Source organism: Brevundimonas sp. FV1ye7S (genome assembly GCF_058680995.1).
Genome location: NZ_CM178726.1, coordinates 334,312 through 360,610 on the forward strand (window position 1 = coordinate 334,312; position 26,299 = coordinate 360,610).

Sequence of the window (26,299 nt, forward strand, 5' to 3'; positions counted from 1 at the left end):
GGCCCCGGCAAAGCCCGCAGGTCAAGACATGTGGGGCGGTCGCTTTTCGTCGCGCCCCGCCGAGATCATGCAGGCGATCAACGTCTCCATCGGCGTGGACCAGCGTCTTTGGCGTCAGGATCTGGCCGGATCGCGCGCCCATTGCCGGATGCTGGCCAAACAGGGCGTGATCCAGGCGGCGGACGCCGAGGCTATCCTGGGCGGGCTGGACGCCATCGAGTCTGAGATCGTCGGCGGGACCTTCCCCTTCCGCGACCAGTTCGAGGACATCCACATGAATGTGGAGGCCCGGCTGTCGGAACTGATCGGCGAACCCTCGGGCCGGCTGCACACCGCCCGCAGCCGTAACGACCAGGTGGCCGTCGATTTCCGCCTGTGGGTCCGCGACGCCGCCGACCGCACCATCGCCCAGCTGAAGGCGCTTCAGGCCGCCCTGCTGGACCGGGCCGAGCAGCACGCCGGCGACCTGATGCCCGGCTTCACCCATCTGCAGACCGCCCAGCCCGTGACCCTGGGTCACCATCTGATGGCCTATGTCGAGATGTTCGGCCGCGACGCCGGCCGGTTCGCCGACGCCCGCACGCGGATGAACGAGAGCCCGCTGGGCGCCGCCGCCCTGGCCGGCTCGCCCTTCCCGATCGACCGCCACATTACGGCGGCCGAACTGGGCTTCGACCGGCCGATGGCCAATTCGCTGGACGCGGTGTCGGACCGCGATTTCGCCCTGGAAAGCCTGGCCGCCGCCTCGATCACGGCGGGACACCTGTCGCGCCTGGCCGAGGAGATCGTGGTCTGGATGACGCCGATGTTCGATTTCGCCAGCCTGCCGGACGACCTGACGACGGGGTCGTCGATCATGCCGCAGAAGCGCAATCCCGACGCCGCCGAACTGGTCCGGGCCAAGACCGGCCGGATCCTGGGCTCGCTGGTCGCCCTGTCGACCGTGATGAAGGGCCTGCCGCTCGCCTATTCCAAGGACATGCAGGAAGACAAACCGCCGGTGTTCGAGGCCTTCGACGCCCTGGACCTGGCCCTGGTCGCCATGACCGCCATGGTCTCGGCCCTGCGGCCCAACACTAAACGGATGGCGGCGGCGGCCGGCGCCGGCTTCTCGACCGCGACCGACCTGGCCGACTGGCTGGTGCGCGAACTGAACCTGCCCTTCCGCAAGGCGCACCATGTGACGGGCGCGGCTGTGAAACAGGCCGAGGCGATGGGCGTGGACCTGTCGCAACTGCCGCTGACGGAAATGCAGAAACTCGAGCCGGGGATCACGGAAGCGGTTTACAAGGTGCTGACCGCCGAGGCTTCGTGCCAAAGCCGTCAGAGCTATGGCGGCACCGCGCCGGAACAGGTCCGTGCGCGCATCGCCGACTGGAGAGCCCGCCTATGAAAAAGACCCTGATCCTCGCGGGCCTGCTCGCCCTGTCGGCCGCCGGCTGCGGCCGCATGGCCGACCTGGAATCGCCGGCGCGCGAGACCGAGCGCGCGCCGCGCAGCAGCCGCGCCCCCGGCCTGCCCGAACCGGCGACCCTGAACCGCCCGTCCAGCAGCGTGCCGATCGACGGCGGTCCCTCCAATCCGATCGGCGCCGGCGCCGCCCAGAACGATCCCCGCTAGGCCGCCTTGCATCATTTCGACCTGAAGGACGGCGCCCTGTACGCCGAAGGCGTCCCGCTCGAGATCATCGCCGACGAGGTGGGGACGCCCGTCTATGTCTATTCCACCGCGACGCTGAAGCGGCACTACGGCCTGTTGCGCGCCGCCGCCGACGCCCATCGCGAGGCCCTGGGCGAGGCCCTGATCGCCTTTGCGGTCAAGGCCAACTCCAACCTGTCGGTGCTGGCGACTCTGGCCAAGTTGGGCTCGGGCGCCGACACGGTGTCCGAGGGCGAGATTCGTCGGGCCCTGGCGGCGGGCATCCCCGCCGACCGGATCATCTTCTCCGGCGTCGGCAAGACGGATGTGGAGATGGTCTTCGCCATCGGCGTCGGCGTGCGCCAGATCAATATCGAATCCGGCGCCGAGCTGGATCGGCTGATCGCGGTCGCCGCCCTGATGCAGGCGTCGCCCGCCGTGGCCGTGCGGGTCAATCCCAACGTCGGGGCGGGCGGCCACGCCAAGATCACCACGGGCGGCAAGGGCGACAAGTTCGGCGTGCCGGTCGAGGAGGCGATGGCCCTCTACGCCCGCGCCTCGGCCTCGCCCCATGTGACGCCCGTGGGCCTGGCCTGTCATATCGGCAGCCAGATCACCGACCTGGCCCCGCTGGAGGCCGCCTTCACGGTGCTGGCCCAGATGACCCGCGATCTACGGGCCCAGGGGCATGCGGTGACGCGGCTGGACCTGGGCGGCGGCCTGGGCGTGCCCTATTCGGGCGGGGTCGAACCGCCGTCGCCGGCCGACTATGTGGCCATGGCCGCGCGGGTCCTGTCCGGGCTGGACGTCGAGGCGGCGTTCGAGCCGGGGCGTCTGCTGGCCGCCAACGCCGGGGTGCTGCTCAGCCAGGTGATCCAGGTCAACGAACGCTCGGACGGGCGGCGCTTCCTGGTGCTGGACGCGGCGATGAACGACCTGATGCGCCCGGCCCTGTACGACGCCTTCCACGACATCAAGCTGGTCAATCCCCGTCCCGGCGCCGCCCTGTCTCATGACGTGGTGGGGCCGGTCTGCGAGACGGGCGACACCTTTGCGCGCGACCGCAGCCTGCCGCCGCTGGAGGCCGAGGATCTGGTGGTCTTCACCGGGGCCGGCGCCTATGGGGCCGTCATGGCCAGCGAATACAACAGCCGCCCCCTGGTCCCTGAGGTTCTGGTCGACGGCGACCAGTGGGCCGTCATTCGGCCGCGCCCCACCTATGAAGACATGCTGGACCGGGAACCCTTCGCCGACTGGCTGTAAGGTGGAATTGGTCTCGACCGTTATAAAGTAACGGAGTATAGGCCCGCCCATGTCGCCCGTCTCCGAACCGTCCGTGTTGCTGTCCCTGCTCGGGGGCGGCTTCGTCGCGGCCTTCCTGCACGCCGCCCTGCCGACCCATTGGCTGCCCTTCACCCTGGTGGGTCGGGCGCAGGGCTGGCGGGCGTCGCGCGTGCTGCTGGCCGTAACGGCGGCGGGCCTGGCCCATATCGCCTCGACGGCGGTGGTCGGCGGCCTGATCGTGGCGGCGGGCCTGGCGCTGGATCAGTGGGTCGAGGGGCTCCTGCCTCATCTGGCGGCGGTGCTGCTGTTCCTGTTCGGCGCCTTCTATCTGGCGCGCGCCACGGTGTTGCGGCCCGCAACGGCCGGCGGCCCGACGATGGAGGCCGCGCCGCCGGCCGTGTCCGACAAGGCCGCCTTCCTGGGCCTGGTCGCCATGATGGCGGTGTCGCCGGGCGAGGTGCTGCTGCCCATCTATCTGTCTTCGGCCTCCCAGGGCCTGGCGGCCCTGGCTCTGCTGACCCTGGTCTTCGCCGTCGGCACCATCGCCGGCATGGCGGTGTTCACGGGCCTGGCCAGCGCGGGCGCGTCGATCCTGCGGATGGAGCGGTGGGCGCGCTATGAGGGGGCGGTGCTGGGCGTGGCCCTGATCGCCCTGGGGCTGGTGATCGTTCTCCAACCGCATTGATGGATATTACATGATAACATTCAATGCGTTATCAAGTACCAGCTTGGCCGTTGGCGCAAAAGGCGTATAGGCGGAGCCATGAACGTCTCGCTCGAACACGACCATTCCGATCATGGGCACGATCATGGGCACGATCATGATGATCACGGCCATGACTCTTCGCATGGCCATCACCACCATCATCATGGGCATGGGCACGCCCATGGACCGGTGGACACCGGCGACTGGCGCTACGCCGTCGGCCTGGTGGTCAATCTGGCCTTCGTGTTCTGCGAGTTCGGCGCGGGGCTGATCGCGGATTCGACCGCCTTGCTGGCCGACGCCGGGCATAATCTGTCGGATGTCCTGGGCCTGGCCATGGCGGGCGGCGCGGCCTGGCTGGCGCGGCGCGGGGCGCACGGGGCGGCGGGCGGCCGGCGCACTTACGGCTTCGGCAAGGCGACGGTGCTGGCGGCCCTGGGCAACGCCCTGCTGCTGATCTTCGCCTGCGGGGCCATCGCCTTCGAGGCCGTGCGGCGTTTTGCAGAACCCGCGCCGGTCGGCTCGGGCGTGATCATGACGGTGGCGGCCATCGGCTTCTTCATCAATCTGGGCACGGCCCTGCTGTTCATGAAGTCCCAGCACGACCTCAACGCGCGGGGCGCCTATCTGCACATGATGGCCGACGCCGGCGTGTCGCTGGGGGTGGTGGCGGCCGGCGGGCTGATCATGCTGACCGGCTGGTCCCTGGTCGATCCGATCGTCAGCCTGGTCATCGTCGCGGTGATCCTGTGGTCCACCTGGGGCCTGCTGAAGGATTCAGTCAATCTGGCCATGGACGGCGCCCCAGGCGACGTCGACATGATCGCGCTGGAACGCGCTCTGGCGGGGCTGGACGGGGTTCGCGAGGTCCATGACCTCCACGTCTGGGGCTTGTCCACCACCGAGACCGCCCTGACGGCCCACCTGGTCCATGACCGCGAAGACGGGGCGGCCTTGCTGATGGAGGCCCAGGCCGTGGCGAAACGCCATTCGATCCGCCACACGACGCTTCAGCTCGAGAGCGAGGCCCTGCCGGACTGTCCGGGGTGTTGAGTTCCACCCACCCCCACAACCGTCATCCTGGGCCTTGTGCCTAGGATCCATAGACTCAGGACCCGCCGCATAGCGAAGAGCGGCAAAGTCTGCGCCTCATAGTCCGACACCGGGAGTATGGATCCTAGGCACAAGGCCTAGGATGACGTGCGGTGGCGGAGCACCGCGTCGGCGCCGTGTCCGCCCCTACGCTTGGGCGAACGCCAGCGGCGCGCCCCAGAACTGCGACACCATCTCCGACTGCGGACCGGCCTGGCCCGTCGTCAGGAAGTCGCGGCGGCCGCTGTCGCCCAGTTCGAATTCGGGGTGCCGCGCGAAATACCGCTCCAGCGCATCGGCCACGGCTGTCGGCTGATTGATCAGCACCGTGGCCGCCGGCAGGGCCGAGGCGAACAGTTCGGCGATGATCTCATAGTGGGTGCAGCCCAGGATGGCCTTGTCCGGGTGGCGGCCGATGCGGCGGCGTAGGGCGTCGACGTGGTCGTCCACCACCACCTTCAGCTCCTCGCGCGGGGCGCCCAGCTCGATCAGGCCCGCCAGGCCGGGGCAGGGTTCGGAGAAGACGGCGATGTCCTCGCGCCGCTTGTCGATCTCGATTTCGAAGACGCGGCTGATGGCGGTGGCGGCGGTGCAGAAGACGCCGGTGACAGCGATCGCCTCGACTTTATCCCCTTCTGCGGCGCGCTCCGCCTCGAAGCTCCAGGGCTTGCCGGTGGCGGCCTCGATGGTCGGCACGATGATGCCCAGCACATTGACCGGACGGCCCAGACGTTCGCGCAGGCCGGGGATCCAGGTCTGCTGCAGACGGCGCAGGGCGATGGCGCTGGCGGTGTTGCAGGCCAGGACCACGACCGAGGCGCCGGCGTCGAACAGCCGCTCGCACCCCGCCCTGGTCAGTTCGACGATGTCCTCGCCGCCGCGCCCGCCATAGGGGGCGTGGGCCTGGTCGGCCAGATAGACGAAGTCCCGCTGGGGAAAGCGTCGGGTCAGTTCACGGTGGACGGTCAGGCCGCCCACGCCGGAGTCGAATACGCCAATAGCCATGACCGCGCTTTAGAACAGTGCGACGATCGATCCAACAAGATTACGGGCCTTTAAGGGGCGGGGCAGGTGACGATCCGGTCCGGTGCGCCTAAGTGTGACCCCGACATGATTTTTCCACGGAGCATTCCATGCACAGACGCCAGCTTCTCATCGCGGGCGGCAGCCTGATGGCCCTCTCGGCCTGCGCCTCCACCGGATCCGGCGCTACGCCCGCCGCCGGCGCGCCGACCGCCATGGACCTGGCTGAAGAAGGCCGCATCGCCCGCGCCGTCCTGCCGGCCGCGACGCCCAAGGCCGAACTGCTGCAGCCGTGGACCGGTTCGTATGACGGCCTGCCGCCGTTCGACAAGGTGACCCCGGCCAAGCTGCGCGAGGCCATGCTGGAAGGCATCGAGATGCAACGCGCCGACATCGCCGCCATCGCCAACAATCCCGAAGCCCCCACCTTCGCCAACACCATGGCGGCGCTGGAGCTGGCCGGCGAGCCGCTGGACCGGGCGTCCAACCTCTATGGCGTCATGACCTCCAACATCGGCGGCGAGGCCTATGACGCGGTCGACACCGAACTGTCGCCCATCCTGTCGGCGGCCTCGGACGAGATCACCTTCAACGCGGCCCTGTTCCAGCGCGTCAAGACCGTCGCCGACAACGCCGACGCCATGGGCCTGAGCGCCCAGCAGAAGCGTCTGGCCGAGCGTCGTCGCGACGCCTTCATCCGTTCGGGCGCGAATCTGGACGCGGCCGGCAAGGCCGAGCTGGGCCGGATCAACACCGCCCTGTCCAACGCCTTCACCCGTTTCGGCCAGAAGGTGGTGGCCGATGAGAACGCCTGGACCCTGATCCCGAACGAAGCCGGTCTGGCCGGCCTGCCCGCCTCGAACAAGGCCGCCGCCGCCTCGGCCGCACGCAGCCGCAATCTGCAGGGTTGGGCCATTCTGAACACCCGTTCGGCCGTGGACCCCTTCCTGACCTTCGCCGACGACCGGGCCCTGCGCGAGCAGGTCTGGAAGAAGTTCGTCAACCGCGGCGACAACGGCGACGCCAACGACACCAATGCGACCATCGCCGAGATCGTGAAGCTGCGCGACCAGCGGGCCAAGCTGCTGGGCTATCGCAACCATGCCGAACTGCGCATGCAGGACACCATGGCCAAGACCCCAGCCAATGCGCAGAGCCTGATGGACCGCGTCTGGGCGCCGGCCAAGGCGCGCGTCGCCGAAGAGGTCGCCGACATGAAGGCGATCGCCAGCTTCGACATCGAGCCCTGGGACTACCTCTACTTCGCCGAGAAGGTCCGCAAGGCCAAGTACGACCTGGATCAGAACCAGCTGAAGCCGTATTTCGAACTGAACGCGGTTCGCGCCGGCTCCTTCGCCATGGCCGAACGTCTGTACGGCTTCAAGTTCACCAAACTGCCCAAGGGTTCGGTCCCGACCTTCGAGCCGGACGTCGAGGTCTATGAACTGCACGACAAGGCCACCGGCAAGCTGATCGGCCTCTACTACACCGACGACTACGCCCGTCCGGGCAAGCGTTCGGGCGCCTGGATGACCACCTACCGGTCCTTCTCGACGCTGGACGGATCGAAGGTGATCCTGGGCTCGAACAACAACAACTTCACCAAGCCCGAGCCCGGCGAGCCGGTGCTGATCTCGCTGGACGACGCCGAGACCCTGTTCCACGAGTTCGGCCACACCCTGCATTACTTCTCGTCGAACGTGACCTATCCGTCGTTTGGCAATACGCCGCGCGACTTCGTCGAATATCCGTCGCAGGTGCACGAGCACTGGGTGCTGAGCCGGCCGATCCTGGACGGCTATCTGAAACACTATCAGACGGGCGAGGCCATGCCCCAGGCCCTGGTCGACAAGATCCAGGCCTCGTCGACCTTCAACCAGGGTTATGCGACCGTCAGCTATCTGTCCTCGGCCATCGTCGACATGGACCTGCACACCCAGGCCACGCCGCCGACCGATATCGACGCCTTCGAGAAGGCCAGCCTGGCGCGCATCGGCATGCCCAGGGAGATCGTGATGCGGCACCGCCTGCCGCAGTTCAATCACCTGTTCACGTCCGACGCCTATTCGGCCGGCTACTACAGCTACCTGTGGTCCGAGACGATGGACGCCGACACCTGGGCCTATTTCGAGGAGTCGGGCGACGTCTTCAATCCGGACATCGCCGGTCGCTTCAAGTCGATCATGCTGGCCCCGGGCAACACCACCGACCGCGCCGAAGCCTACCGCGCCTTCCGCAGTCGCGACCCGGACGTGGCGGCCCTGCTGAAGGTCCGCGGCTTCCCGGTGTCCTGATCGGGCAGGCTTGGGGCGAAAGCCTATAACGGGGACGCCGTCGGACGATCGGTCCGGCGGCGTCCTGCGTTCAGGCTTCAAAGGAGCGGCTGCCCCGGGCGTATTCGGTCCGGGCGTGCGCGGGCAGGTTCGACAGGGCTTCGTCGCGCACGCCTGCGCGGCAGGCGAGGCGTTCGAGGGGCGTGCGGTTTGCGCACAGTTGGTCGGCCACCTGACGAATGCGGGTGTCCAGCCGCGCCGCGCCGTCGCGGGTGGCCAGGTCCAGATCCCCATAGGAGATGCGAAGGTCGGATGCGGAGGCGGCGCTTGCGGCCAGGACGGCGGCGGCCGTTAGAGAGACAATCCTGAACATGATCCTGTTTCCTTTTTTCCCGCCCCTCTATCGGCTGGGGCAGGGAAGGGTGGCGCAGAACCGCATCCAAACGGCGAAGCTTCCGCGGCGGAAACACGGCTGATTCATAATTCGGCGTCATGACATTTCGGACAGGCGAACGTCCCCGCTGGGGCCGTCGATGCGAGGCGCCTCGCGCGTTGAGCGCATTTCGTCACGCGCCGTCCTGCACTAAGGCGTTAGCAACGCATCCGTTTTCGGGAGATTCCATGTCCGTCGTCGCCTCCTGTGTATATCGAGAGGGACAGCGCGTACGGGCGGCGCCCCTGACGGAAAAAGGCCTGACGATGAAACCCGGCGAATTCGTCTGGATCGGCCTGCACGAGCCGACCGACGCCGAGTTCGATGTCCTGGTGAAGCGGTTCCACCTTCACCCCCTGGCGGTGGAAGACGCCCTGTCGGCCCACCAGATGCCCAAGGTCGAGGTCTATGGCCACGAACTGTTCGTCGTCGCCCGCACCGCCGAAAAGGTGGACGATACGATCAGCTATGGCGAGACCCACGTCTTCGTCGGCACGGACCACGTCATCAGCATTCGCCACGGCTCGGCCCGGTCGCACACGGCCCTGCGCGCCCAGCTGGAGGCCTCCCCCGAACAGCTTCGCGCCGGTCCCGACTTCGTCCTGCACGGGGTGCTGGACTTCATCGCCGACGCCTATGTGCCGATCGTCGACGGAGCCGAGGACAGCGTGCTGGAGCTGGAGCAGCGCGCGCTGGAGGCCTTCCTGTCGCGGCGCGAGATCCGCCGCCTGTTCACCCTACGCCGCGAACTGCTGAAGTTCCGGCGCATCCTGGGGCCGATGGAGGAGGTGGCGGGTCGGCTGCAGTCGCTGGACCTGCCCTGTATCGACCCGGACATCCGACCCTATTTCCGCGACATCGCCGACCATGTGCGTCGGGTGAACAGCCGGTTGAACGGGCTGACGGACATCCTGGCATCGGTGTTCGAGGTCGCCAATCTGCTGGAGCAGCAGCGGCAGGGGGTGATCACCCGCAAGCTGGCCTCATGGGCGGCGCTGCTGGCCGTGCCCACCGCGATCGCCGGCATCTATGGGATGAATTTCGAGTTCATGCCGGAACTGCACTGGCGTTACGGCTATGCGGTCGTGATGGGTCTGATCGTCGCGGTCTGCGTCGGCCTCTACATCACCTTCAAACGCACGAAGTGGCTGTAGGCCGGCCGATGCGGCGAAGGGCGACGGGCGCCCTTCGCCGGTCTTGGATCAGCTGTTGGCGAACAGGCCGACGACCTGGGCGACCTGACGGGCGTCGCGCGGGGCGCGGGCGTAGTCGACCTGGCGCGAACGCGGCAGTTGGCGCATCGCCTCGGCGCGAACGGCCGAGCGGCAGGCGTGGCTGCGAACGATCCGGCTGCCCGTAACGGTGAAGTTGCGGCACAGGTCTGCGGCGGCCTGGTCGATGCGGCCGTCGAAGGCGGCGGCGCCGGCGGCCGAGGACAGGTCCAGATCGCGGAAGGCGATCCGCGCGTCATCGCTTTGGGCCAGGGCGGGGGACACGGACAGGACGGCGACGGCGAAGAGAACGGGGGAGAGAACCTTCATCGCTTTGCTCCTAAAGAGAAAGATAATCGCTCGAAACGGCGACGAAGGCGCAATACGCGTGTTGTGTAACAGCTCAATGAGGGTTCAGCCGCCGATCCAAGACAGGCGGATTAAATCGTCGTCATGGTTGCGGCTGTAATCAGCCGCTGTTGCGCAGCCCCGCCGCCACGCCGTTGATCGCCAGCAGAATCCCCTCGCGAACACGGGGGTCTTCATCCCCAGCGCGGCGGCGGCGGATCAGTTCGATCTGCACATGGTTCAGCGGCTCGACATAGGGCATCCGCAACCGGATCAGCCGATCCAGCTCGGGTTGGCCGCCCAGCAGCCTGTCATGGCCGGTGATGGCCAGGACGGCGTCGTGGGTTCTCTGCCACTCGTCGCGGATCTCGCCATAGATGCGCGCCGCCAGCGCCGGATCGGGCACCAGGGTGGCGTAACGGCGGGCGACCGTCATGTCCGACTTGGCCATGACCATTTCCATGTTCTGGACCAGGGTGCGGAAGAAGGGCCAGACCTCGGCCATGGCCTTCAGTTCGGCCATGTCCTGGCCCTGGACGGCCGAACCGAAACCGAACCAGCCGGGCAGCATGACCCGGCTCTGCGACCAGCTGAACACCCAGGGAATGGCGCGCAGATCCTCGATCCGGGTCGAGGCGGTGCGCGATGACGGGCGCGAGCCGATCTTCAGGTCGGCGATCTCGGCGATGGGGGTGGCGGCGCGGTAATAGTCGACGAAGCCGTCGGTCTCATAGACCAGCTTGCGATAGGCGGCCATCGACCGGGCGGACAGGTCCGACAGGGTGGCGCCGTGGTCGGCGGTGAACACGTGATCCTTGCCATGGTCCAGCGAGGCCAGGACGGCGCCGCAGGTCAGGGCGTCGAGGTTGCGCAGGGCGATCTCGGGCTCGCCGTACTTGTTGGCGATGACCTCGCCCTGTTCGGTGGTGCGGATCCGGCCCTGAACCGTGCCTTCCGGCTGGGCCAGCACCCCGGCGAAGGACGAACCCCCGCCGCGCCCGACCGTGCCGCCGCGCCCGTGGAACAGCTGCAGCTTCAGGCCGGCGGCCTTGGTCACCTCGACCAGGGCGCGCGAGGCCTCGTGCAGCTCCCAGCCGGACGTCAGATACGAGCCGTCCTTGTTGGAGTCCGAATAGCCGATCATCACTTCCTGAACGCCGCGCGCCTTGGCGACGGCCAGGGCGGACGGCTCCTTCAGCAGGCGCTCCAGCGTCGGACGCGAGGCGCGCAGGTCTTCGATGGTCTCGAACAGGGGGGCGGCCTGGATCGGGCAGGCGGCGGGATCCTCGGGGTGATAAAGGCCGACCTCCTTGAGCAGCAGATAGACCTCCAGCAGGTCCGAGGCCGCGTCGGTCTTGGACACGATATGGGTGCGGATCGCCTGGGGGCCGAAGGCGGCCAGGGCCTCGGCGGCGGCCTGAAGAATGCCGCGCTCCTTCAGGGTTTCAGCCGCATACTCGGCATAGGGGCTGAACAACAGGCGCGGCGAGGCCAGTTCTGCGGCCAGCACCGCAAGCCGCCCCTCTTCGTCCAGGCCGGAATAGTCGGCGCAGACCCCGGCCGTCTTCAGCAGGTCGGCGACGACCCGTTCGTGGACGTCCGAGTTCTGGCGCAGGTCCAGGGTCGCCATGTGAAAGCCGAAGATCTCGACGGCGGTGACCAGGTCGCTGAGCCGGTCGTCGGCGAAGACCTCGCCATTATACGCCACCAGGCTGTCGCGCATGATCTTCAGATCGGCCTCGAAGGCGTCGGGGCCGGGGTAGGGCTCGGCGGCGACAACGGCGCGACGGGGCGGCGGGGTTCCGCCCCGCGCCTCATAGGTGGCGGCCAGGCGGCCGTAGACGCCGGTCAGGGCGCGTCGATAGGGTTCGTCGGCGCGATGGGGGGACGGGTCGTGGGCGGCGTCCGCCAGGACGGCCAGTTCCGGCGAGACCTGGGCCAGTTCGGCCGCCAGACTGAGCTCGGCGCCCAGGGCGTGAACCTCTTCCAGGTAATAGCCCAGGACGGCGCGGGACTGGGTGCGGAAGGCGGCGGCCAGCACGGCGCCGTCAACGTTCGGATTGCCGTCCCGATCGCCGCCGACCCAGGTGCCGACCCGCATGAAGGGCTGAAGGTCCGGGGCGTCCAGCAGGCGCCGCCAGGCCGACAACTGCTTCGGCGCGACGCGCAGGAAGATGCGGTCCAGGAAGGAGACGACGGTGTCGATCTCGTCCTGCACCACCAGTCCCTGGGTGCGGACCAGACGCGTGGCCCACAGGATGACGATCTGGCGGCGCAGGGGTTGGTTGATCTGGGCGGCTGAACAGGCGTCGCCGGCCTTGTCGCAGGCGTCCAGCATGTCGCTGACGGCGGCGATCCGGTCGATGACGCTCTTGCGCCGCACCTCGGACGGGTGGGCGGTCAGGACCGGCGAGACCAGGGCCTCGTCCAGCAGGGCGCGCACCGCCGCCTTGTCCACCTTCTGTTCGGCCAGCCGTTGCAGGGCGCCTTCGGGCGTATCGGGACGGGCGCCGGCCACGACCTGGCCCTGGGCGCGACGACGGGTGGCGCGATCCTCGGCGATATTGGCCAGCAGGGAGAACAGGGCGAAGCCGTGGGCCAGGCCGGCGGCCTGATCCACCGTCATGGCGGTCAACAGCTTCTCCAGCCGCTTGGCCGGATGCGAGGCCGGGTCGCGGTGATAGGCGACCGAGGCCTGGCGCACCGCCTCGACATGATCGAACAGATCCTGGCCGCCTTCCTGACGAATGACCTCGCCCAGAATGCCGCCCAGCAGTCGGACTTCTTCACGCAGGGCGTCGTCGGCGGCGGGGGTCATCATCGGCATGTCCTAGTCGGCAGCGGGGAGACCGGCATGTGAAAGAGCCGAAACGCCGCCGTCAACGCACGTTCCATGACAGGTCGCGATAGGAAAGGTCATGGTGAACCCGCCGTTAGGGTTTCTTAACCGGCGCGATGCAAGACTGGGCGTGAAGGATTCCGCCCCGTGTCCATGTTCGCCAAACGCCAGTCCGCCCTCGCCGCCGCCGCCGGTTCTCCGCCCGCGGCGCGTGGAAAGCCGAGCCTGAAACCTGTCGTCGCCGCGCTGAAGAAGCCGCCGGTGATCGCGGGGCTTTCCGGCCTCTTCCTGCTGTCCGCGACGGCCCTGTTTCTGACCGTCCTCGGCGACCCGCGCGCCGGCACGCCTTCAGCCCGGATCGCCCTGCATCGTGAAGAGGCCGCGCCCGCCCCGGCCCCGACCGGGTTCGAGGCCTTCTCCATGGGGGCCATGGGCCTGTATCAGGACCTGACCGGAACCGGGGATCCCAGCGGCGCCGCAGGCGGCGAGGCGGTGATCACCCTGCCGGACGGGGCCACCGTCGCGGGCGGGGCCAGCTATAGCGCCCCCGTCCAGGCGGCGTCTCCGCTGGCCAAGGCCCCGATCGCCGGCCTGTCGCAACCCGGTCCCAGCGGCCCCCTGCCGATGATCGCGCCCGACGGCCGCGTTCCGGCTCAGGCCTATGCCCGGCCCTTCCGCTCGAACGGCAAGCCGCGCGTGGCCCTGATCGTCGGCGGCCTGGGGCTGAACGCCGTCACCACCCGCGCGGCCATCGAACGCCTGCCCCCCGAGGTGACGCTCAGCTTCGTGCCCTATGCCGACAATCTCCAGTCCTGGATCGACCAGGCCCGCGCCCAGGGCCACGAAGTCATGCTGGAAATGCCGATGGAGCCCACCGGCTATCCCGACAACGACCCCGGCCCCTATACGCTGCTGGCCAGCGGAACCCCGGACGACGTCCAGGCCAAGATGGACTGGCTGCTGGGCCGCGCTGTCGGCTATTTCGGCGTCACCAACTATCTGGGCGACCGGTTCGCCACCTCGGACACGGGGATGAGCGCCTTCCTGTCGACCCTGCGCCAGCGCGGGATCGCCTTCCTGGATGACGGTTCGTTCCAGCGCCGTCCCGGCGCCTGGGCCCGCGCCAGCGCCGACAAGGTCATCGACCAGACCCAGTCCCCCGCCGCCATCATCGCCGCCCTGAACAGTCTGGAAGCCCAGGCCAAGCTGCGCGGCTCGGCCCTGGGGACCGGCTTCTCCTATCCGGTGACGGTCGAGGCCGCCGCTCGCTGGACCGCCGGTCTGGAACAGCGCGGTCTGCAATTGGCCCCGGCGTCTGCGATGACCCTGCGGCCGGGGCGCTGAGAAGTGGCGAGTGGCGCGTGGCGAGTGGCGAGTGAGGACTCTCGCCGGCTAAGCGCGTCGATGTGGCCGCGCGGCCTCGCCACTCGCCACGCGCCACTCGCCACTCGATGACCGACCTCACCCTCTACCGCCCCAATGTCGGGGTCGTGCTGTTCAACGCCGACGGCCAGGTATGGTACGGACGGCGCCACGCCACGCCCGGCCCGCATAACTGGCAGTTTCCGCAGGGCGGGGTGGACGAGGGCGAGGATCTGCTGGCCGCCGCCCTGCGCGAACTGCGCGAGGAGACGGGGGTGACCTCGGTCGAATTCCTGGCGCGGACCGACGACTGGATCCTGTACGACTTCCCGCCCGAGGCGATGAACAACCCCAAGGCCTGGCGCGGTTTCGTGGGTCAGCGCCAGCAGTGGTTCGCCTTCCGCTTCACCGGACAGGACGGCGAAATCGACCTGCAAGCCGACGACGAGATCGAGTTCGACGCCTGGCGCTGGGGCACCCTGTCCGAGGCCTGCGACCTGATCGTGCCGTTCAAACGCCCGGCCTATGAACAGGTGGTCGCCGCCTTCGCGCATCTGGCGACCCAAAAGTCGGCATAGAAAAAGGGCGGCGCGAACGCCGCCCTTCCATAGTCTCGGGTCCGAAGGCGGATCAGGCCGCCTTGTCTTCCACCTTGGTCTGGGCCTTGCCTTCGATCAGGGGCTGGCCGGCGCCGATCTCGATGCGGCGGGGCTTGAGCGCTTCCGGCAGTTCGCGCTTCAGCGAAATCGACAGCAGGCCGTTGACCAGATTGGCCTCGCTCACGACCACATAGTCGGCCAGCTGGAAGCGGCGCTCGAAATCGCGCTCGGCCAGGCCGCGGTGCAGATAGGTCTTCTGCGCCTCGGCGTCGTCGTTGGCGGTCTTGCGGCCGGTCACGGTCAGCAGGTTTTCCTTCACCTCGATATTCAGCTCGTCGGGGGAGAATCCGGCGACGGCGATCTCGATGCGATAGGCGTTCTCGCCCGTGGTCTCGATGTTGTAGGGCGGATAGCCGCCGTCCTGGCTGGTCCGCGCGGCGGTCTCCAGCAGATTGGCCAGACGGTCGAAACCGACGGCCGAACGGTAAAGCGGGGTGAAATCATAGGTACGCATCAGCATCCTCCTGAGGATCAGCAAGGTTGAGCCGCCCGGCGGTTTGCCCGGACGGTTGGGGTTCAGCCCGGCGACCCGAAATCGGCGCCGTCGGTCTGGGAGCCCGGAACCGGCGCTCTCGGACACTGAAATGGGATGCGGCGAACCAGCGTCAAGGGGGTGGAATACGCGGCAAATCGTCGGCGTCTCGGGATCGTCATTTGCGCCGGCCGCGATGCTCCGTAAGGAGGGGCGAACCGGATCAAGGAACACGCCCATGCGTCTCGCCGCCCTCGGCCTCTCCGCCCTGCTGTCGACCGTCGCCCCGACGATGGCCGCCGCCCAATCTCCGGCGCCGCCGCCCGCCCAGACCGAAGGCGCCTGGACGCCGCCGCGCTCGGCCCTGTCCAGCGCCATGCCGACCTTCGAGGAGGATACGGCGCTGAAGGCCGCCGTCGCCGCCCAGACCCGTCCCGCCGCCGACCGGGCCCGCGACGCCGCCCGTCACCCCTATGAGGCCCTGACCTTCTGGGGCCTGACGCCGGGCATGACGGTGGTCGAGATCGAGCCGGGCGGCGCCAGCTGGTGGCGGCATATCCTGGAGCCCTATGCGGCGGCGACCGGCGGTCGCTATGTCGGGGTCGGTCGCCCGCTCGAGGGCATGGGGGTCGAGGCCGGCTCGGCCGACTTCATCCTGGTGGCCCGCGCCTTCCACAACTGGTCGCGCGACGGCCGCACCCAGCCCTATCTGAAGGCCTTCTACGCCGCCCTGAAGCCCGGCGGGATCCTGGCGGTCGAACAGCACCGCAGCGCCGAAGGCCTGAACGTCGCCGACGTCGCCTCGACCGGCTATGTGCCCGAAAGCTATGTGATCCACGAAGCCCAGGACGCCGGCTTCGTCCTGGAGGCCCGCAGCGAGCTGAACGCCAATCCCAGGGACGACCACGACCACCCGTTCGGCGTCTGGACCCTGCCGCCGGTGCGCCAGTCCCAGGCCCGCGACGGCTCGGCCGCCCTGACCCCCGATCAGCGCGCGACCTTCGATGCGGTCGGCGAAAGCGACCGCATGACCCTGCGTTTGCGCAAACCGGAATAGTCGGGTTTTGACCCGCGCCACGAACCTGCTTATGCCCGTTCGACCAAGGTTTGCCGGACACGGGGCCCGGCGTTCCGAGGGGGTGTTTTGATGGCTGCTCTTTCTGCGATTTCTAGCGACCCGTCGCGCCGGTTCCTGTTGTCCGGCGCCGCGGCTCTGGCCCTGATCGCCGTGGCCGGCTGCGGCCCCAAGAAGGATGAGGCCCCCGAGGCGCCGCCCGCCCCCGCCGGTCCGCCCGAAGGATCGCTGGAATGGGCCGTCGCCGGGCCGTGGCGCGCCCAGGACCGGCCCCGCGACGCCTTCCGCCATCCGATGGAGACCCTGCGCTTCTTCGGGCTGCAACCGCGCATGACGGTGGTCGAATTCTGGCCCGGCAGCGGCTGGTATACCGAAATCCTGGCCCCCTATCTGACGCGGGGCCAGGGGACCTATGTCGCCGCCCTGTTCCCCGAAGGTCCGACCGCCGATCCGGCCCAGGCCGCCCTGAACGCCGCCTTCCAGACCCGGTTCAGCGCCGACAAGAAACTGTATGGCGAGCCCCAGTTCACCACCTTCGGCGCCGCCTCCGGCCCGGTGGCTCCGGCGGGCACGGCCGACCTGTGCCTGTTCATGCGCACCCTGCACGGCTGGATGGCGGCCGGGATCGCCGAAAAGGCCTTCTCCGACGCCTTCGCCGCCCTGAAGCCTGGCGGCGTCCTGGGCGTCGAACAGCACCGTCTGGCCCCGGAAGAGGACCAGGATCCGGTGGCGGCCAACGGCTATGTCCAGGAGGCCTTCGTCCGACAGCTGGCTGCAGAGGCGGGCTTCGTCTTCGTCGCCGCCTCCGAGGTCAACGCCAACGAGAAGGACACCAAGGATCATCCGTTCGGCGTCGACACCCTGCCGCCGACCCGCCTGACCGCCCCCCGCGGCGACCCCGCCGACCCCGCCTTCGACCGATCCAAATACGAGGAGATCGGCGAGAGCGACCGCATGACCTTGAAATTCAGGAAACCCGAGTGAACCGCGCCCAAGCCTTCGCCGCCAACGCCCCCCTGATGGGGGTTCCAGGCGCGTCCTCGCCGCCGGGCGGCAAGGGCGACTGGTACCGTGGGGCCGGCGGCATGCGGCTGCGCGCCGCCCTGTGGACGCCGTCGCACCTGACCGCCGAAAAGCCGCGCGGCACGGTGGTGCTCAGCCCCGGCCGCACCGAACCGATCGAGAAATATTTCGAGGTCATCGGCAATTTCCTGGCGCGCGGCTGGTGCGTCCTGGCCCACGACTGGCGCGGCCAGGGTCTGTCGGCGCGGCTCCTGCCCGACCGCCTGAAGGGCCACGCCCGCGCGGTGGAAGAGTTTCTGGACGACTACGGCCGGCTGCTGGACGCCTTCGAGGACCAGTGCCCCAAGCCCTGGGTCATGGTCGGCCATTCGATGGGCGCCTGCCTGAACCTGTTGTCGCTGGAAGCCGGCGAGAGCCGGTTCTCGGGGGCGGTCCTGTCCAGCCCGATGCTGCGCATCAAGACCGGCAAACGGTCGATGTGGTCGGTCAAGCTGGCGGTGCGCTGGAACATCCGCCACGGCCACGCGGGCGACTATATCCTGGGCGACCCGGATGATCCGTTCGACCACACCTTCGCCGAGGACGCCCTGACTTCGGACGAGGCGCGCTACGAGATGTGGCGCCAGCAGCTGTACGCCTGCCCCCACCTGGCCATCGGCGGCCCCACCTACGGCTGGCTGGCCTTCGCCCTGGACGCCGGCGAGCGGGCGCTGAAGCCCAAGGCCCTGAAAGCGGTCAAGATACCGGTCGCCATCGTCCAGGCCGACAATGACGACGTGGTGTGGAAACAGACCAACCGCTGGGCCGCCAAACGCCTGGGCCGCGGCCGCTATGTCGAGGTCCCCGGCGCCCTGCACGAGGTGATCATGGAGGCCGACGACAAGCGCGCCGTCTTCCTGGACGAGTTCGACGCCATGGCCGACTATGTCTCGCCGATCCCCGATCTGTCCCCCGTTGATCCGTCGGCCAGGATCGAGGACGTGACGGAAGAGACGCCGTCGGTGGCCTAGAACTCGGTGCTCTGCGGTCGGGATTGAATTTGGCGTCTAGAAGGCCCGCGTGAAGCCGATCTCCATGGCTTTGCGGCTGTAGTCGTAAATCCCGACCGTGGAGTCGTTCTCTTCGAACGTCGCTCGAACAACCGGCGTCAGCTTGGCGACGGTCAGCGTTCGGAACGTCACGCCGGCCTTTGCTGTAACCAACCACTCTTCACGGCGCTCGGGAAATAGGAAAAGTCGAGCATCGCCGACTGTGCGCCTAAGACCGGTCGAGACAAAGACTGTCCCCCAGCGCATGTCCCGCCACCCACCGACCGTGATTCCTCCGGCCCATGTCGCATAGCCTGGATCCTCTGCGGTCTGGCGTGTCGCCGAGGCGCTGAGGGTCAGACCCGAGGCTGAGGTGATGGCGCGCTCATAGGCGACCGAGGCGTCATAGAGCCAGCCGTCCTGGAGCGCGTTCTGATCATATGTGGCGGCGCCGGCGCTGGCCGAGGTCACAATCTGGGATTTTGCGTCAATCATCCGGACCCAGTCCACAGCCACCGTGCGCGTTCGGGCATAGGCTTCGCCGCCGAACCACCGCCGGGTCTCTCCGATGGACGGACTGAAGCGATCCTTGCGGCCTCGCCATTCGATTCCGATCAAGGCGGACGCCGACACATCATTGAAGCGGTCATCGCCATAGAGGTTGGCCAGCCCGGCCACGCGCGGAAGCAACGACAGGCTCGGGCTCAAGGGCAGTTTGGCGAAGCCCTGTCCTGCTGTTCTTACTCCCAGGCCGGACTGGGCCCGTGCGTCATCTGACAGGGTGAGCGGGGCGATGATGGTGTCGAGCGTGCGAGCCTGTGTGGCGCGATTGATATTGCTGTCCGGCGCAAGGCTCCATTCGACCGAGCCACCGAACCTCTGTGGGGACCGCAAGGCGGCGGCGAATTGCTGGACCATCGGCGCCGCGTCTGGCGGGATCCCGGCGGCCTGAGCCTGCCTCAACTCTCTGCGCGCTTCATTCTCAAGGCCCAGGGCCGCAAGCATCCGCGCCAGTTCAAGCCGCGCGGCCAGGGCGTCCGGCTTTTCGTTGAGCAGGGCTCGGAACGCCAAGGCGGCTTCTGCGTAGCGTCCCAGGTCCGCCAGCATCAGCCCCTTGCGGTATCGCGCCTCGGCGCGGATGTCGGCGTCGGCGTCCTGAGCAAGGGCGTCATAGGCGGCGACGGCGTCCGCCACGGCGCCGGCCTGGCGTCGCGTCTCCGCGAATTCGAAGACCTGAGCGGCTGAAAGCCCTTCGACGACGTCCTGGGCGCGTAGCGGCGTTGCGACCAGCACTGTGCTGATCGCCACGAGCAAGGTTTGCCGCCAAGCGCGCGGCATATTGCGCGGGGTCACCGACGACGTGCGATCGTTACTCCGCTGATCCGAGTTTGCCCAGACTGAACGCTCCCTGGCACGAAGATCTCAAAGTCGCCGCCGATCTCTTCGCCGGTCGGCCCGTAGAAGCGCGTGATGATGTCGCCGGCGGCGGCCCCACCGTAGGTGAGGTTCGCAGAACTGGTTTTGCCCGTGCTGCTCAAACGGCCTGCGAAGTCATACCGTCCGAAATCGACCGTACCTACGCTACTGCGACCGTTCAGGGTCAAATCCCCCGAATAGGTCTGCCCGCTAAAATCGACGTTGAAAACCGACGTCCCGCGAACGTCGTACTCTACGCCGCTGACCGCATTTGCGCCCGCGCCGTACGCGACGCCCTCGTACCGCGCCGATCCGGTCCGAGTGGTCAGCAGACGCTCCGGCGTTTCAAGGCCATACACGAAATGATGATACTGGCTCTTCGATCCCACCCCGAAAGGTGCTGCGCTCTGCCAGCGTCCCAAGGTCGAATAGGTCAACGCTAGCTGGGTGTTGGCGGCGCCGATCTTAAACAGCTCCAGTCGCACCTCCCGATCACCAAAAGTCTTTTTATATGTCGTGAAATTGGGGTCAGAGGAGCTGACGATTGAATTGACGGTGAATTCACCGCCCGCCATGTCCGAACTGCCAGGCCCGTACGAAAAATTGCCACTGGTGCGGTCTTGAAGCTGGCCGATCAATCGCGAGGTCCGAACTTGGTAGTTAAAACCTTGGACCGGGTAGACCTCCAAGCTAATCCCCGACACGTAAAATAGCTGGGAGGTGACCATGTCGGTCAGGGTCAGGTTGACCGCCGGGCCTGTACCCCGCTGTCCGGTGAAGCTGCCTGTAAATGACGCCCCGTAGCTGTTCGCCGCGCTGAAACTGGCCCCGATTTCCTCGGCGCCCGGTCCGTAGAACAGGCCCGACAGAGACCCCGTCAGCTTGGCGTTACGGCTGCCTGCCGTCACATTGCCCGAAAATCTGGGCTCGGTGCTGGACAGAGTGCCGGCGCCGATCAGCTCTATGCCGCCGCCGCTCACGCCAGAGTCCGTTATAAGCCCCGTCTCGGTCAAATAGGTCTGGGTCGAGAAGACGCCCGCCATGAAATCCACGTCGAAATTGCCGCGGCCCTGAAGGGCGCTGGGCTCAAATCCAGGCACAGACGACATGCCGAAGACGTCGATGGCGAAGTTCGCCCGTCCCGCCCGCGGCATGGCGGCGGCTGGCGTATTCAGGCCGTAGACGAAGGTTGCGAACTGATCGTTCTGCCGGTTGCCGACCGTGTTCGACCGTTGCCAGATCCCCATACCCACATATCGATTGCTGGTCTGGCTCGAATACGGCGTCGTCAACAGCGTAAGGCGATCCTTGCCGGCGGCGCCGTCCTTCTGAAAGCGGGTTTCGCCAGTTGCGGTAGCGGTCACGTCGCCCGGCGCAAAAGTCTGGGTTCGGCCGGCGACTGAGACCGTGTAGCTCTTGGCGGAGGCGTCATATGAGACCGACAGGGTGTCGGCTGCGCCGCTGCTGTTTACCGTGGTGCCCGAGGTCAGATTGAACTCGTTATTGGCTGTTGCGGCCGGTCCGGTGAAGGTCTGGTTGACCGTCAAGGCGGCGATGTTGCTGTTTGTGGGGGCAACAGGGGGAGTGACCACTCCTCCGCCGCTGCCGCCGCCTCCGCCGCCACAGGCTGTCAAAGTCGTCGCCGCCAAGGCGATCAACCCGGTTCGAATAAGACGCATACCATCCCCCATACGCTGCCCGGCATTTAGCGGGGGGCGTCCCGCCGGGTCAATCCACAACTGCGGGTAGACGGCAAGTCTCCATAATGGGCCGGGTCACGCGCCTTCGCCAGATTGGCTTCCGCTGCTACCCCGCCGCGCGTTTCAGCGTCACCAGCGCCTGATCGATCAGCCGCTCATCCCCGACCGCCAATATCTGCCCGCTGCCGTCCGGCGCATCGCCGCGCCAGTTGACGACCCGACCGCCGGCGGCCTCGATCACCGGAACCAGGGCGGACCAGTCCCAGGATTTCAGGCTGGCCTCGGCGACCAGGTCCATCTGGCCCGCCGCCACCATGGCGTAGGCATAGGCGTCGCAGCCCAGGCGGGCCAGGCGGGCGGCGGCGCGGACCTGGGTCCAGGCGCCCCGTTCGGCGCCGTTGAAGATGTCGGGGTCGGTGGTCGAGATGACGGCGTCGGTCAGGTGTTCGCAGGCCCGCACGGCCAGGGGCCGCTCGGTCGCGCCGCGCAACAGGCGGGCGCCGGACGGGCCGCCGATGAAGATCTCGTCCAGATAGGGCTGGGCGATCAGGCCCACAGTCGGCTTTTCGGCGACGCGCAGGGCGATCAGGGTGGTCCACAGCGGCAGGCCCGAGATGAAGGCCCGCGTCCCGTCGATGGGATCCAGAACCCAGACGTGCTCGGCGTCCGGCCGGTCCTCGCCGTATTCCTCGCCGATCACGCCGTGGTCGGGATAGCGGGCGGCGATCAGGCGGCGGATCGCGGCCTCGGCCTGTTTGTCCCCCTCGGTGACGGGGTCGAAGCCCGCCGCCCCGCCCTTGTCCTCATGCCCGATCCCCGAGCGGAAGAAGGGCAGGGTGACGCGCGCGGCCTCGTGCGCCAGTTCAACGGCGAAGGATTCGAATTCGATCATGGGCGCTCTTAGCGCGGATCGCCCCGTGCAGAGAACCCCGGCCGCAACGCCTGCGCCCTATTCGTTCAGGCGACGGCGTCGTTGACGTCGTGCAGGGACTTGGCCAGGTCCAGCAGGCGTCGGCGCGGGCGTTCGCCCAGCTGGTAGTAGGCCTGGATCAGGTCCAGCGTCTCCTTGCGCGAGAACATCTCGCCCCCTCCGGCGGACGTTCCCGGCGCCGCGTCCTTGCGCTCCAGCGCCTCGGTCACGCCGTCGTAGAAATAGCTGACCGGCGTCTCCAGCGCCTCGGCCAGTTGCCACAGACGGGCGGCCGAGATGCGGTTGGCGCCGCATTCGTATTTCTGGATCTGCTGGAAGCGGATGCCGACCTGAACGGCCAACTGCTGCTGGGTCAGGCCCAGCAGGCGGCGGCGGCGACGCAGGCGGCGGCCCAGGTGGAGATCGATGTCGGTGGCCATGACCCTCAATGCCTTATCTGAAGACCTGTCCCGACACGGGACGGTTCGCCCGCCACGCCGCAATCCGCGTGCCGCAGGTCGCGTCAGGGGCGAGTTTCGCGGCTCATCGAACTCTGCATGTCGTGATCGCAACCCAATCCGGCCGCGTGCATTTACTCCCCAGCTTGGCTTCACAGGAAGGAACCTACACCATGGGCATTATCGCCTGGATCATCATCGGCATCGTCGCGGGCTGGCTCGCGGAACAGATCATGGGCCGCAACCACGGCCTGATCACCAATCTGATCGTCGGCGTCATCGGCGCCCTGATCGGCGGCTTCGTCGCCAATGCGCTGGGCTTCGCCTGGGGCGGCTGGATCGGTTCGACCATCGTCGCCACCATCGGCGCCATCATCCTTCTGTTCCTTCTGGGTCTGGTCAAGCGTCGCGCTTGATCGTCCCTCTGGACTGAGAATGAACGAAAGGGCGGCTCGCGAGAGCCGCCCTTTTTGTATGTTTCGACCGGCTTATTGCGCCGCGGGGGCGGGACGGAAGTCGCCCTGCGCGGCGATCAGGACGCCGCCCTGCACCTTGGCGGCGTCGGCGGGCAGCAGGCGGGTCGATCCGTCGGGCAGACGGATCAGATAGCCGTCGATACGGCCGCCCGACCCCCGACTGACGCCCACGACCTGGCCCAGCGCCTCTCCGCTCGATCCCCGCGCCGTTGCGCCGACGGCGACCTCGGCGGGGGCGTCTTCCGAGCGGGCAGGGGCTTCGGCAGGCGTATCGACATGGCGCGAGGGCGGCGCTTTGTCCTGACCCTCAACCTGAGTCGACGCGGTTTGGGCCCACGCGGTTTGGGCCAGGACGGCTGCAGCCGCCAGGGCCGCGAGGGTTGCGAAACGCATCGTGGAACGGTCCTTCCTGTCAGGTGACAATGGAAAAGGCGGCCGGGATGTCCCGGCCGCCTTCTCGACGTCTGTGGCTCAGGCTCGAGCCCAGGCGGTCATGGATCAGCGCTGGGGCTGGTCGCCGGTCGGCGGGGCCATCGGGTCGCTGCTGCCCGACGGATCGGCAGGCTCGGTCGTGGTGGGTTCCGTGGGGATCGGCCCAGTCGGTGCCGGTTCGGCCGTCATCGGCGCGGCAGGCTCGGCGGGCATGGCCGAAGGATCGGCGGCGGGGGCGGGCGCCGTTGCGGCGGACGGAGGCGGCGGCGCGCCAGCGATCGGGGCGGCGGCGTCGTACTCGGTCTTGGTATAGGCCACCACCACATTGGCGCCGTCCTGGCGGATGCCGTTCAGCGGCACGGCGCGAAGCTGGCCGTCGGCGCCGCGAACTGTCAGTTCCTGGGCGCCTGAGGCGTTGTTCTGAACGCCTTCAAGCTTGCCCAGTTCGCCGTCGGGACCGTGCACCGAAGTGCCGGGCGTCAGCGACAGGCTGGGCTGAGCGGGGGCGTCTTGGGTTGCGGGGGCCGCGGGAGCGATTTCCTGCGCCAGGGCGGGCGAGGCGATCAGGAAGGCGGCGGCGGCGCTGCTCAGAATGGCGGTCTTGAAGTTCATGGGAGAACATCCGGTTGCACGGGCCCGGCGCCCGCAATCACCAAACCCACCATGTTACGGATTGTTTCGTCGGCCCCAAAATGACCCTGAACCTGCCCCGGTTGGACGATTCCTGGTCTAAGGTGCGGCATTGCGTCGAATCGGCAGGAGGCCGCGTGAATCGCCGGAACGCCTATGTCCCCGGCCTGCTGCGCAGGCTGTTGGGTCTCGCCTATGAGCTGACCCCTCAGGTTTTCGCCGTGGTGGCCTTCTGCGCCGGGGCGTTGATGCTCATTTCGGCGGTGACGCCCGAGTTCGATGACCGGTTGCGGCAACTCACCGGCGTCGTGTCGCCGATCCTGATCGACCTGTCCCATTTCGTGGCCAGCATCGCCGGATTCATGCTGATCCTGCTGTCGGCCGGTCTGTGGCGACGGCGCCGCGGCGCCTATTGGGCGGCCCTGGCGGTGCTGGCCGTCGGGGCGGTCTTCTCGGTTCTGAAGGGGCTGGACTGGGAAGAGTCCGTCGATCTGGCGCTCGTCGCCGCCCTGCTGGCGCCGTGTCGCACGGCCTTCAACCGCCGCTCGCGTCTCAGCGAGCCCCTGAGGCCCGGCTGGCTGCTGCTGCTGATCGCGGTGGTGGGGTCGATGCTGTGGCTGGGCTTCTTCGCCTATCGCGACGTGGCCTATTCGGACGAGTTGTGGTGGCGGTTCCTGGTGGATCGCCAGGCCTCGGGCTTCCTGCGGGCGGGTCTGGTCCTGTCCCTGCTGACCCTGCTGGTCGCAGGACGCTCCCTGCTCAGTTCGCCGGGCGCCGACAGTCACGGTCCGGCCTCGAAGGACCAGATCGAACGCGCCCGCATCGCCCTGGAGGCGGCGGAAGAGGCCACGCCTGAGGCCTGGCTGGCCATGCTGGGCGACAAGGCCCTGTTGTTCAGCCCCTCGGGCCGCAGCTTCCTGGCCTATCGGGTGCGGGGCCGGCGCTGGATCGCCATGGGCGAGCCGGCGGGCGCCCTGGAGGAACGTCAGGAGCTGTTGTGGGCCTTCGCCGAACTGGCCGACAGCTACGGCGGGGCGGCGGTCTTCTATTCGGTCGGGGACGACATCCTCAGCGAACTGGCGACCATGGGCCTGGCCATGCGCAAGGTCGGCGAGACGGCCGTGATCCGCACAGAGGCCTTCGCCCTGGAGGGCAAGAGCAAACAGAACCTGCGCACGGCCGTGAACCGGGCCGAACGCGAGGGGGCCAGTTTCGACATCCTGCCGGCCGGCGCCGCCAGGGCGCTGGAGCCCGAGCTGAAGGCGATATCGGACGCCTGGATGAGCCTGCACAACGGGGCGGAGAAGTCCTTCTCCCTCGGCCGGTTCGACATCGACTATCTGAACCTGACGCCGTTGGCGGTGGTGCGCGAGGGCGAGCGGATCGTGGCCTTCGCCAATCTGCTGGTCACGCCGGGCGAGGCGGCGGTGGACCTGATGCGCTATACGCCCGAAGCGCCGCATGGGGTGATGGACTATCTGTTCATCCGCTGCGTCCAGTGGGCCAAGGCCGAGGGGATCGCCACCTTCGACCTGGGCATGGCGCCCCTAGCCGGGCTGGAGGATCGTCGCGTCGCCCCCGTCTTCGCCCGCGTCGGCGCCCTGGTGTTCGAGGAGGGCGGCGCCCTCTACGGCTTCCAGGGTCTGCGCAGCTACAAGGCCAAGTTCGCGCCGGACTGGAAGGCCCGGTTCATCGCTGCGCCCGTATCCACCCCCCTGCCCCTGGCCCTGCTGGACGTGGCCCTGCTGACCAGCGGCGGCTGGCTGGGCATGTTGGGCCTGCGCAAGGGCCGCTAATATCGACGGGCGGCG

General features: G+C 68.0%; 26 protein-coding genes. 14 read left to right on the plus strand and 12 right to left on the minus strand.

The features are described 5' to 3' along the window. Positions 1-28 precede the first annotated feature (28 nt). From argH to ACW18C_RS01570, 4 genes are read left to right on the plus strand one after another with little or no spacing between them, the layout of a single operon-like run. Entirely contained in the window at positions 29-1,393 is a 1,365-nt protein-coding gene (argH, locus tag ACW18C_RS01555) for an argininosuccinate lyase (RefSeq protein ID WP_492072412.1), read from the plus strand. Further along, on the plus strand, positions 1,390-1,620 hold the full coding sequence (locus ACW18C_RS01560; RefSeq protein WP_008262007.1) for a hypothetical protein: 231 nt from the start codon (positions 1,390-1,392) through the stop codon (positions 1,618-1,620). The genes argH and ACW18C_RS01560 overlap by 4 nt, the downstream gene beginning before the upstream one ends. Positions 1,621-1,626: 6 nt before the next feature. Further along, positions 1,627-2,901 carry a diaminopimelate decarboxylase gene (gene lysA, locus ACW18C_RS01565; protein WP_492072414.1) on the plus strand — a complete coding sequence of 425 codons (1,275 nt, stop codon included), beginning with the start codon at positions 1,627-1,629 and terminating at the stop codon, positions 2,899-2,901. Between the two features lie 49 nt (positions 2,902-2,950). Next, entirely contained in the window at positions 2,951-3,607 is a 657-nt protein-coding gene (locus ACW18C_RS01570) for a hypothetical protein (protein ID WP_008262528.1), read from the plus strand. A gap of 6 nt (positions 3,608-3,613) precedes the next feature. Here ACW18C_RS01570 and ACW18C_RS01575 read toward each other — a convergent pair whose 3' ends face one another. Further along, on the minus strand, positions 3,614-3,799 hold the full coding sequence (locus ACW18C_RS01575; protein ID WP_492072416.1) for a hypothetical protein: 186 nt from the start codon (positions 3,797-3,799) through the stop codon (positions 3,614-3,616). Positions 3,800-3,817: 18 nt separating this feature from the next. Here ACW18C_RS01575 and ACW18C_RS01580 point away from each other — a divergent pair, with 18 nt between their 5' ends. Continuing rightward, positions 3,818-4,681, plus strand: a complete 864-nt coding sequence (locus tag ACW18C_RS01580) for a cation diffusion facilitator family transporter (RefSeq protein WP_492072418.1) — start codon at positions 3,818-3,820, stop codon at positions 4,679-4,681. 186 nt (positions 4,682-4,867) lie between these two features. Here ACW18C_RS01580 and ACW18C_RS01585 read toward each other — a convergent pair whose 3' ends face one another. After that, positions 4,868-5,725, minus strand: coding sequence for a glutamate racemase (locus ACW18C_RS01585; protein ID WP_492072420.1), 858 nt, complete (start codon positions 5,723-5,725; stop codon positions 4,868-4,870). A gap of 128 nt (positions 5,726-5,853) precedes the next feature. Here ACW18C_RS01585 and ACW18C_RS01590 point away from each other — a divergent pair, with 128 nt between their 5' ends. Next, the gene (locus ACW18C_RS01590; RefSeq protein ID WP_492072422.1) at positions 5,854-8,037 is read left to right on the plus strand and encodes a M3 family metallopeptidase; all 2,184 of its coding nucleotides are present in this window, start codon (positions 5,854-5,856) and stop codon (positions 8,035-8,037) included. A gap of 70 nt (positions 8,038-8,107) precedes the next feature. On the opposite strand, the gene ACW18C_RS01595 is transcribed toward ACW18C_RS01590, so the two are convergent. Continuing rightward, positions 8,108-8,389: a UrcA family protein gene (locus ACW18C_RS01595; protein WP_008259287.1), complete on the minus strand. Its 282-nt coding sequence runs from the start codon at positions 8,387-8,389 to the stop codon at positions 8,108-8,110. Between the two features lie 248 nt (positions 8,390-8,637). Between ACW18C_RS01595 and ACW18C_RS01600 the strand changes: the two genes are divergently transcribed. Further along, positions 8,638-9,603 carry a magnesium and cobalt transport protein CorA gene (locus ACW18C_RS01600; RefSeq protein ID WP_492072424.1) on the plus strand — a complete coding sequence of 322 codons (966 nt, stop codon included), beginning with the start codon at positions 8,638-8,640 and terminating at the stop codon, positions 9,601-9,603. A gap of 48 nt (positions 9,604-9,651) precedes the next feature. Here ACW18C_RS01600 and ACW18C_RS01605 read toward each other — a convergent pair whose 3' ends face one another. Together ACW18C_RS01605 and ppc are read right to left on the minus strand one after the other, a co-directional pair. Next, a complete protein-coding gene (locus ACW18C_RS01605) occupies positions 9,652-9,990 on the minus strand; it encodes a UrcA family protein (protein WP_035308186.1) in 339 nt (112 codons plus the stop codon). A 139-nt stretch (positions 9,991-10,129) separates the two neighbouring features. After that, the gene (gene ppc, locus ACW18C_RS01610; protein ID WP_492072426.1) at positions 10,130-12,829 is read right to left on the minus strand and encodes a phosphoenolpyruvate carboxylase; all 2,700 of its coding nucleotides are present in this window, start codon (positions 12,827-12,829) and stop codon (positions 10,130-10,132) included. A gap of 171 nt (positions 12,830-13,000) precedes the next feature. Here ppc and ACW18C_RS01615 point away from each other — a divergent pair, with 171 nt between their 5' ends. Next, positions 13,001-14,191 carry a divergent polysaccharide deacetylase family protein gene (locus ACW18C_RS01615; RefSeq protein ID WP_292149452.1) on the plus strand — a complete coding sequence of 397 codons (1,191 nt, stop codon included), beginning with the start codon at positions 13,001-13,003 and terminating at the stop codon, positions 14,189-14,191. Between the two features lie 107 nt (positions 14,192-14,298). Next, complete coding sequence (locus tag ACW18C_RS01620; RefSeq protein WP_492072428.1) at positions 14,299-14,787, plus strand: RNA pyrophosphohydrolase; 489 nt, start codon at positions 14,299-14,301, stop codon at positions 14,785-14,787. Positions 14,788-14,839: 52 nt separating this feature from the next. On the opposite strand, the gene ACW18C_RS01625 is transcribed toward ACW18C_RS01620, so the two are convergent. Then, positions 14,840-15,322 (minus strand): Hsp20 family protein, encoded by a 483-nt coding sequence (locus ACW18C_RS01625; RefSeq protein WP_035308211.1) that lies wholly within the window; start codon positions 15,320-15,322, stop codon positions 14,840-14,842. 256 nt (positions 15,323-15,578) lie between these two features. On the opposite strand from ACW18C_RS01625, the gene ACW18C_RS01630 reads away from it, so the two are divergent. The 3 genes from ACW18C_RS01630 (at position 15,579) to ACW18C_RS01640 (ending at position 18,448) form a co-directional block, all read left to right on the plus strand. Next, a complete protein-coding gene (locus ACW18C_RS01630) occupies positions 15,579-16,397 on the plus strand; it encodes a class I SAM-dependent methyltransferase (RefSeq protein WP_492072430.1) in 819 nt (272 codons plus the stop codon). A gap of 90 nt (positions 16,398-16,487) precedes the next feature. Next, the gene (locus ACW18C_RS01635) at positions 16,488-17,399 is read left to right on the plus strand and encodes a class I SAM-dependent methyltransferase (protein WP_492072432.1); all 912 of its coding nucleotides are present in this window, start codon (positions 16,488-16,490) and stop codon (positions 17,397-17,399) included. Next, positions 17,396-18,448 (plus strand): alpha/beta fold hydrolase, encoded by a 1,053-nt coding sequence (locus ACW18C_RS01640; RefSeq protein ID WP_492072434.1) that lies wholly within the window; start codon positions 17,396-17,398, stop codon positions 18,446-18,448. The genes ACW18C_RS01635 and ACW18C_RS01640 overlap by 4 nt, the downstream gene beginning before the upstream one ends. Before the next feature lie 36 nt (positions 18,449-18,484). Here ACW18C_RS01640 and ACW18C_RS01645 read toward each other — a convergent pair whose 3' ends face one another. The 4 genes from ACW18C_RS01645 to ACW18C_RS01660 form a co-directional block, all read right to left on the minus strand. Continuing rightward, complete coding sequence (locus ACW18C_RS01645) at positions 18,485-19,774, minus strand: surface lipoprotein assembly modifier (RefSeq protein WP_492072436.1); 1,290 nt, start codon at positions 19,772-19,774, stop codon at positions 18,485-18,487. A gap of 41 nt (positions 19,775-19,815) precedes the next feature. Next, entirely contained in the window at positions 19,816-21,561 is a 1,746-nt protein-coding gene (locus ACW18C_RS01650) for a transferrin-binding protein-like solute binding protein (protein WP_492072438.1), read from the minus strand. A gap of 127 nt (positions 21,562-21,688) precedes the next feature. Continuing rightward, entirely contained in the window at positions 21,689-22,474 is a 786-nt protein-coding gene (gene hisN, locus ACW18C_RS01655; protein ID WP_492072440.1) for a histidinol-phosphatase, read from the minus strand. A gap of 65 nt (positions 22,475-22,539) precedes the next feature. Beyond that, positions 22,540-22,932 carry a helix-turn-helix transcriptional regulator gene (locus ACW18C_RS01660; protein WP_035309925.1) on the minus strand — a complete coding sequence of 131 codons (393 nt, stop codon included), beginning with the start codon at positions 22,930-22,932 and terminating at the stop codon, positions 22,540-22,542. A 191-nt stretch (positions 22,933-23,123) separates the two neighbouring features. Between ACW18C_RS01660 and ACW18C_RS01665 the strand changes: the two genes are divergently transcribed. Continuing rightward, positions 23,124-23,366: a GlsB/YeaQ/YmgE family stress response membrane protein gene (locus tag ACW18C_RS01665; RefSeq protein ID WP_008258823.1), complete on the plus strand. Its 243-nt coding sequence runs from the start codon at positions 23,124-23,126 to the stop codon at positions 23,364-23,366. Positions 23,367-23,438: 72 nt separating this feature from the next. Here ACW18C_RS01665 and ACW18C_RS01670 read toward each other — a convergent pair whose 3' ends face one another. Both ACW18C_RS01670 and ACW18C_RS01675 read right to left on the minus strand, forming a co-directional pair. Continuing rightward, positions 23,439-23,819 (minus strand): hypothetical protein, encoded by a 381-nt coding sequence (locus ACW18C_RS01670; RefSeq protein ID WP_492072443.1) that lies wholly within the window; start codon positions 23,817-23,819, stop codon positions 23,439-23,441. A 105-nt stretch (positions 23,820-23,924) separates the two neighbouring features. Next, the gene (locus ACW18C_RS01675; RefSeq protein WP_035309927.1) at positions 23,925-24,470 is read right to left on the minus strand and encodes a hypothetical protein; all 546 of its coding nucleotides are present in this window, start codon (positions 24,468-24,470) and stop codon (positions 23,925-23,927) included. 155 nt (positions 24,471-24,625) lie between these two features. Here ACW18C_RS01675 and ACW18C_RS01680 point away from each other — a divergent pair, with 155 nt between their 5' ends. After that, positions 24,626-26,284, plus strand: a complete 1,659-nt coding sequence (locus tag ACW18C_RS01680; RefSeq protein WP_492072445.1) for a GNAT family N-acetyltransferase — start codon at positions 24,626-24,628, stop codon at positions 26,282-26,284. Positions 26,285-26,299 lie beyond the last annotated feature (15 nt).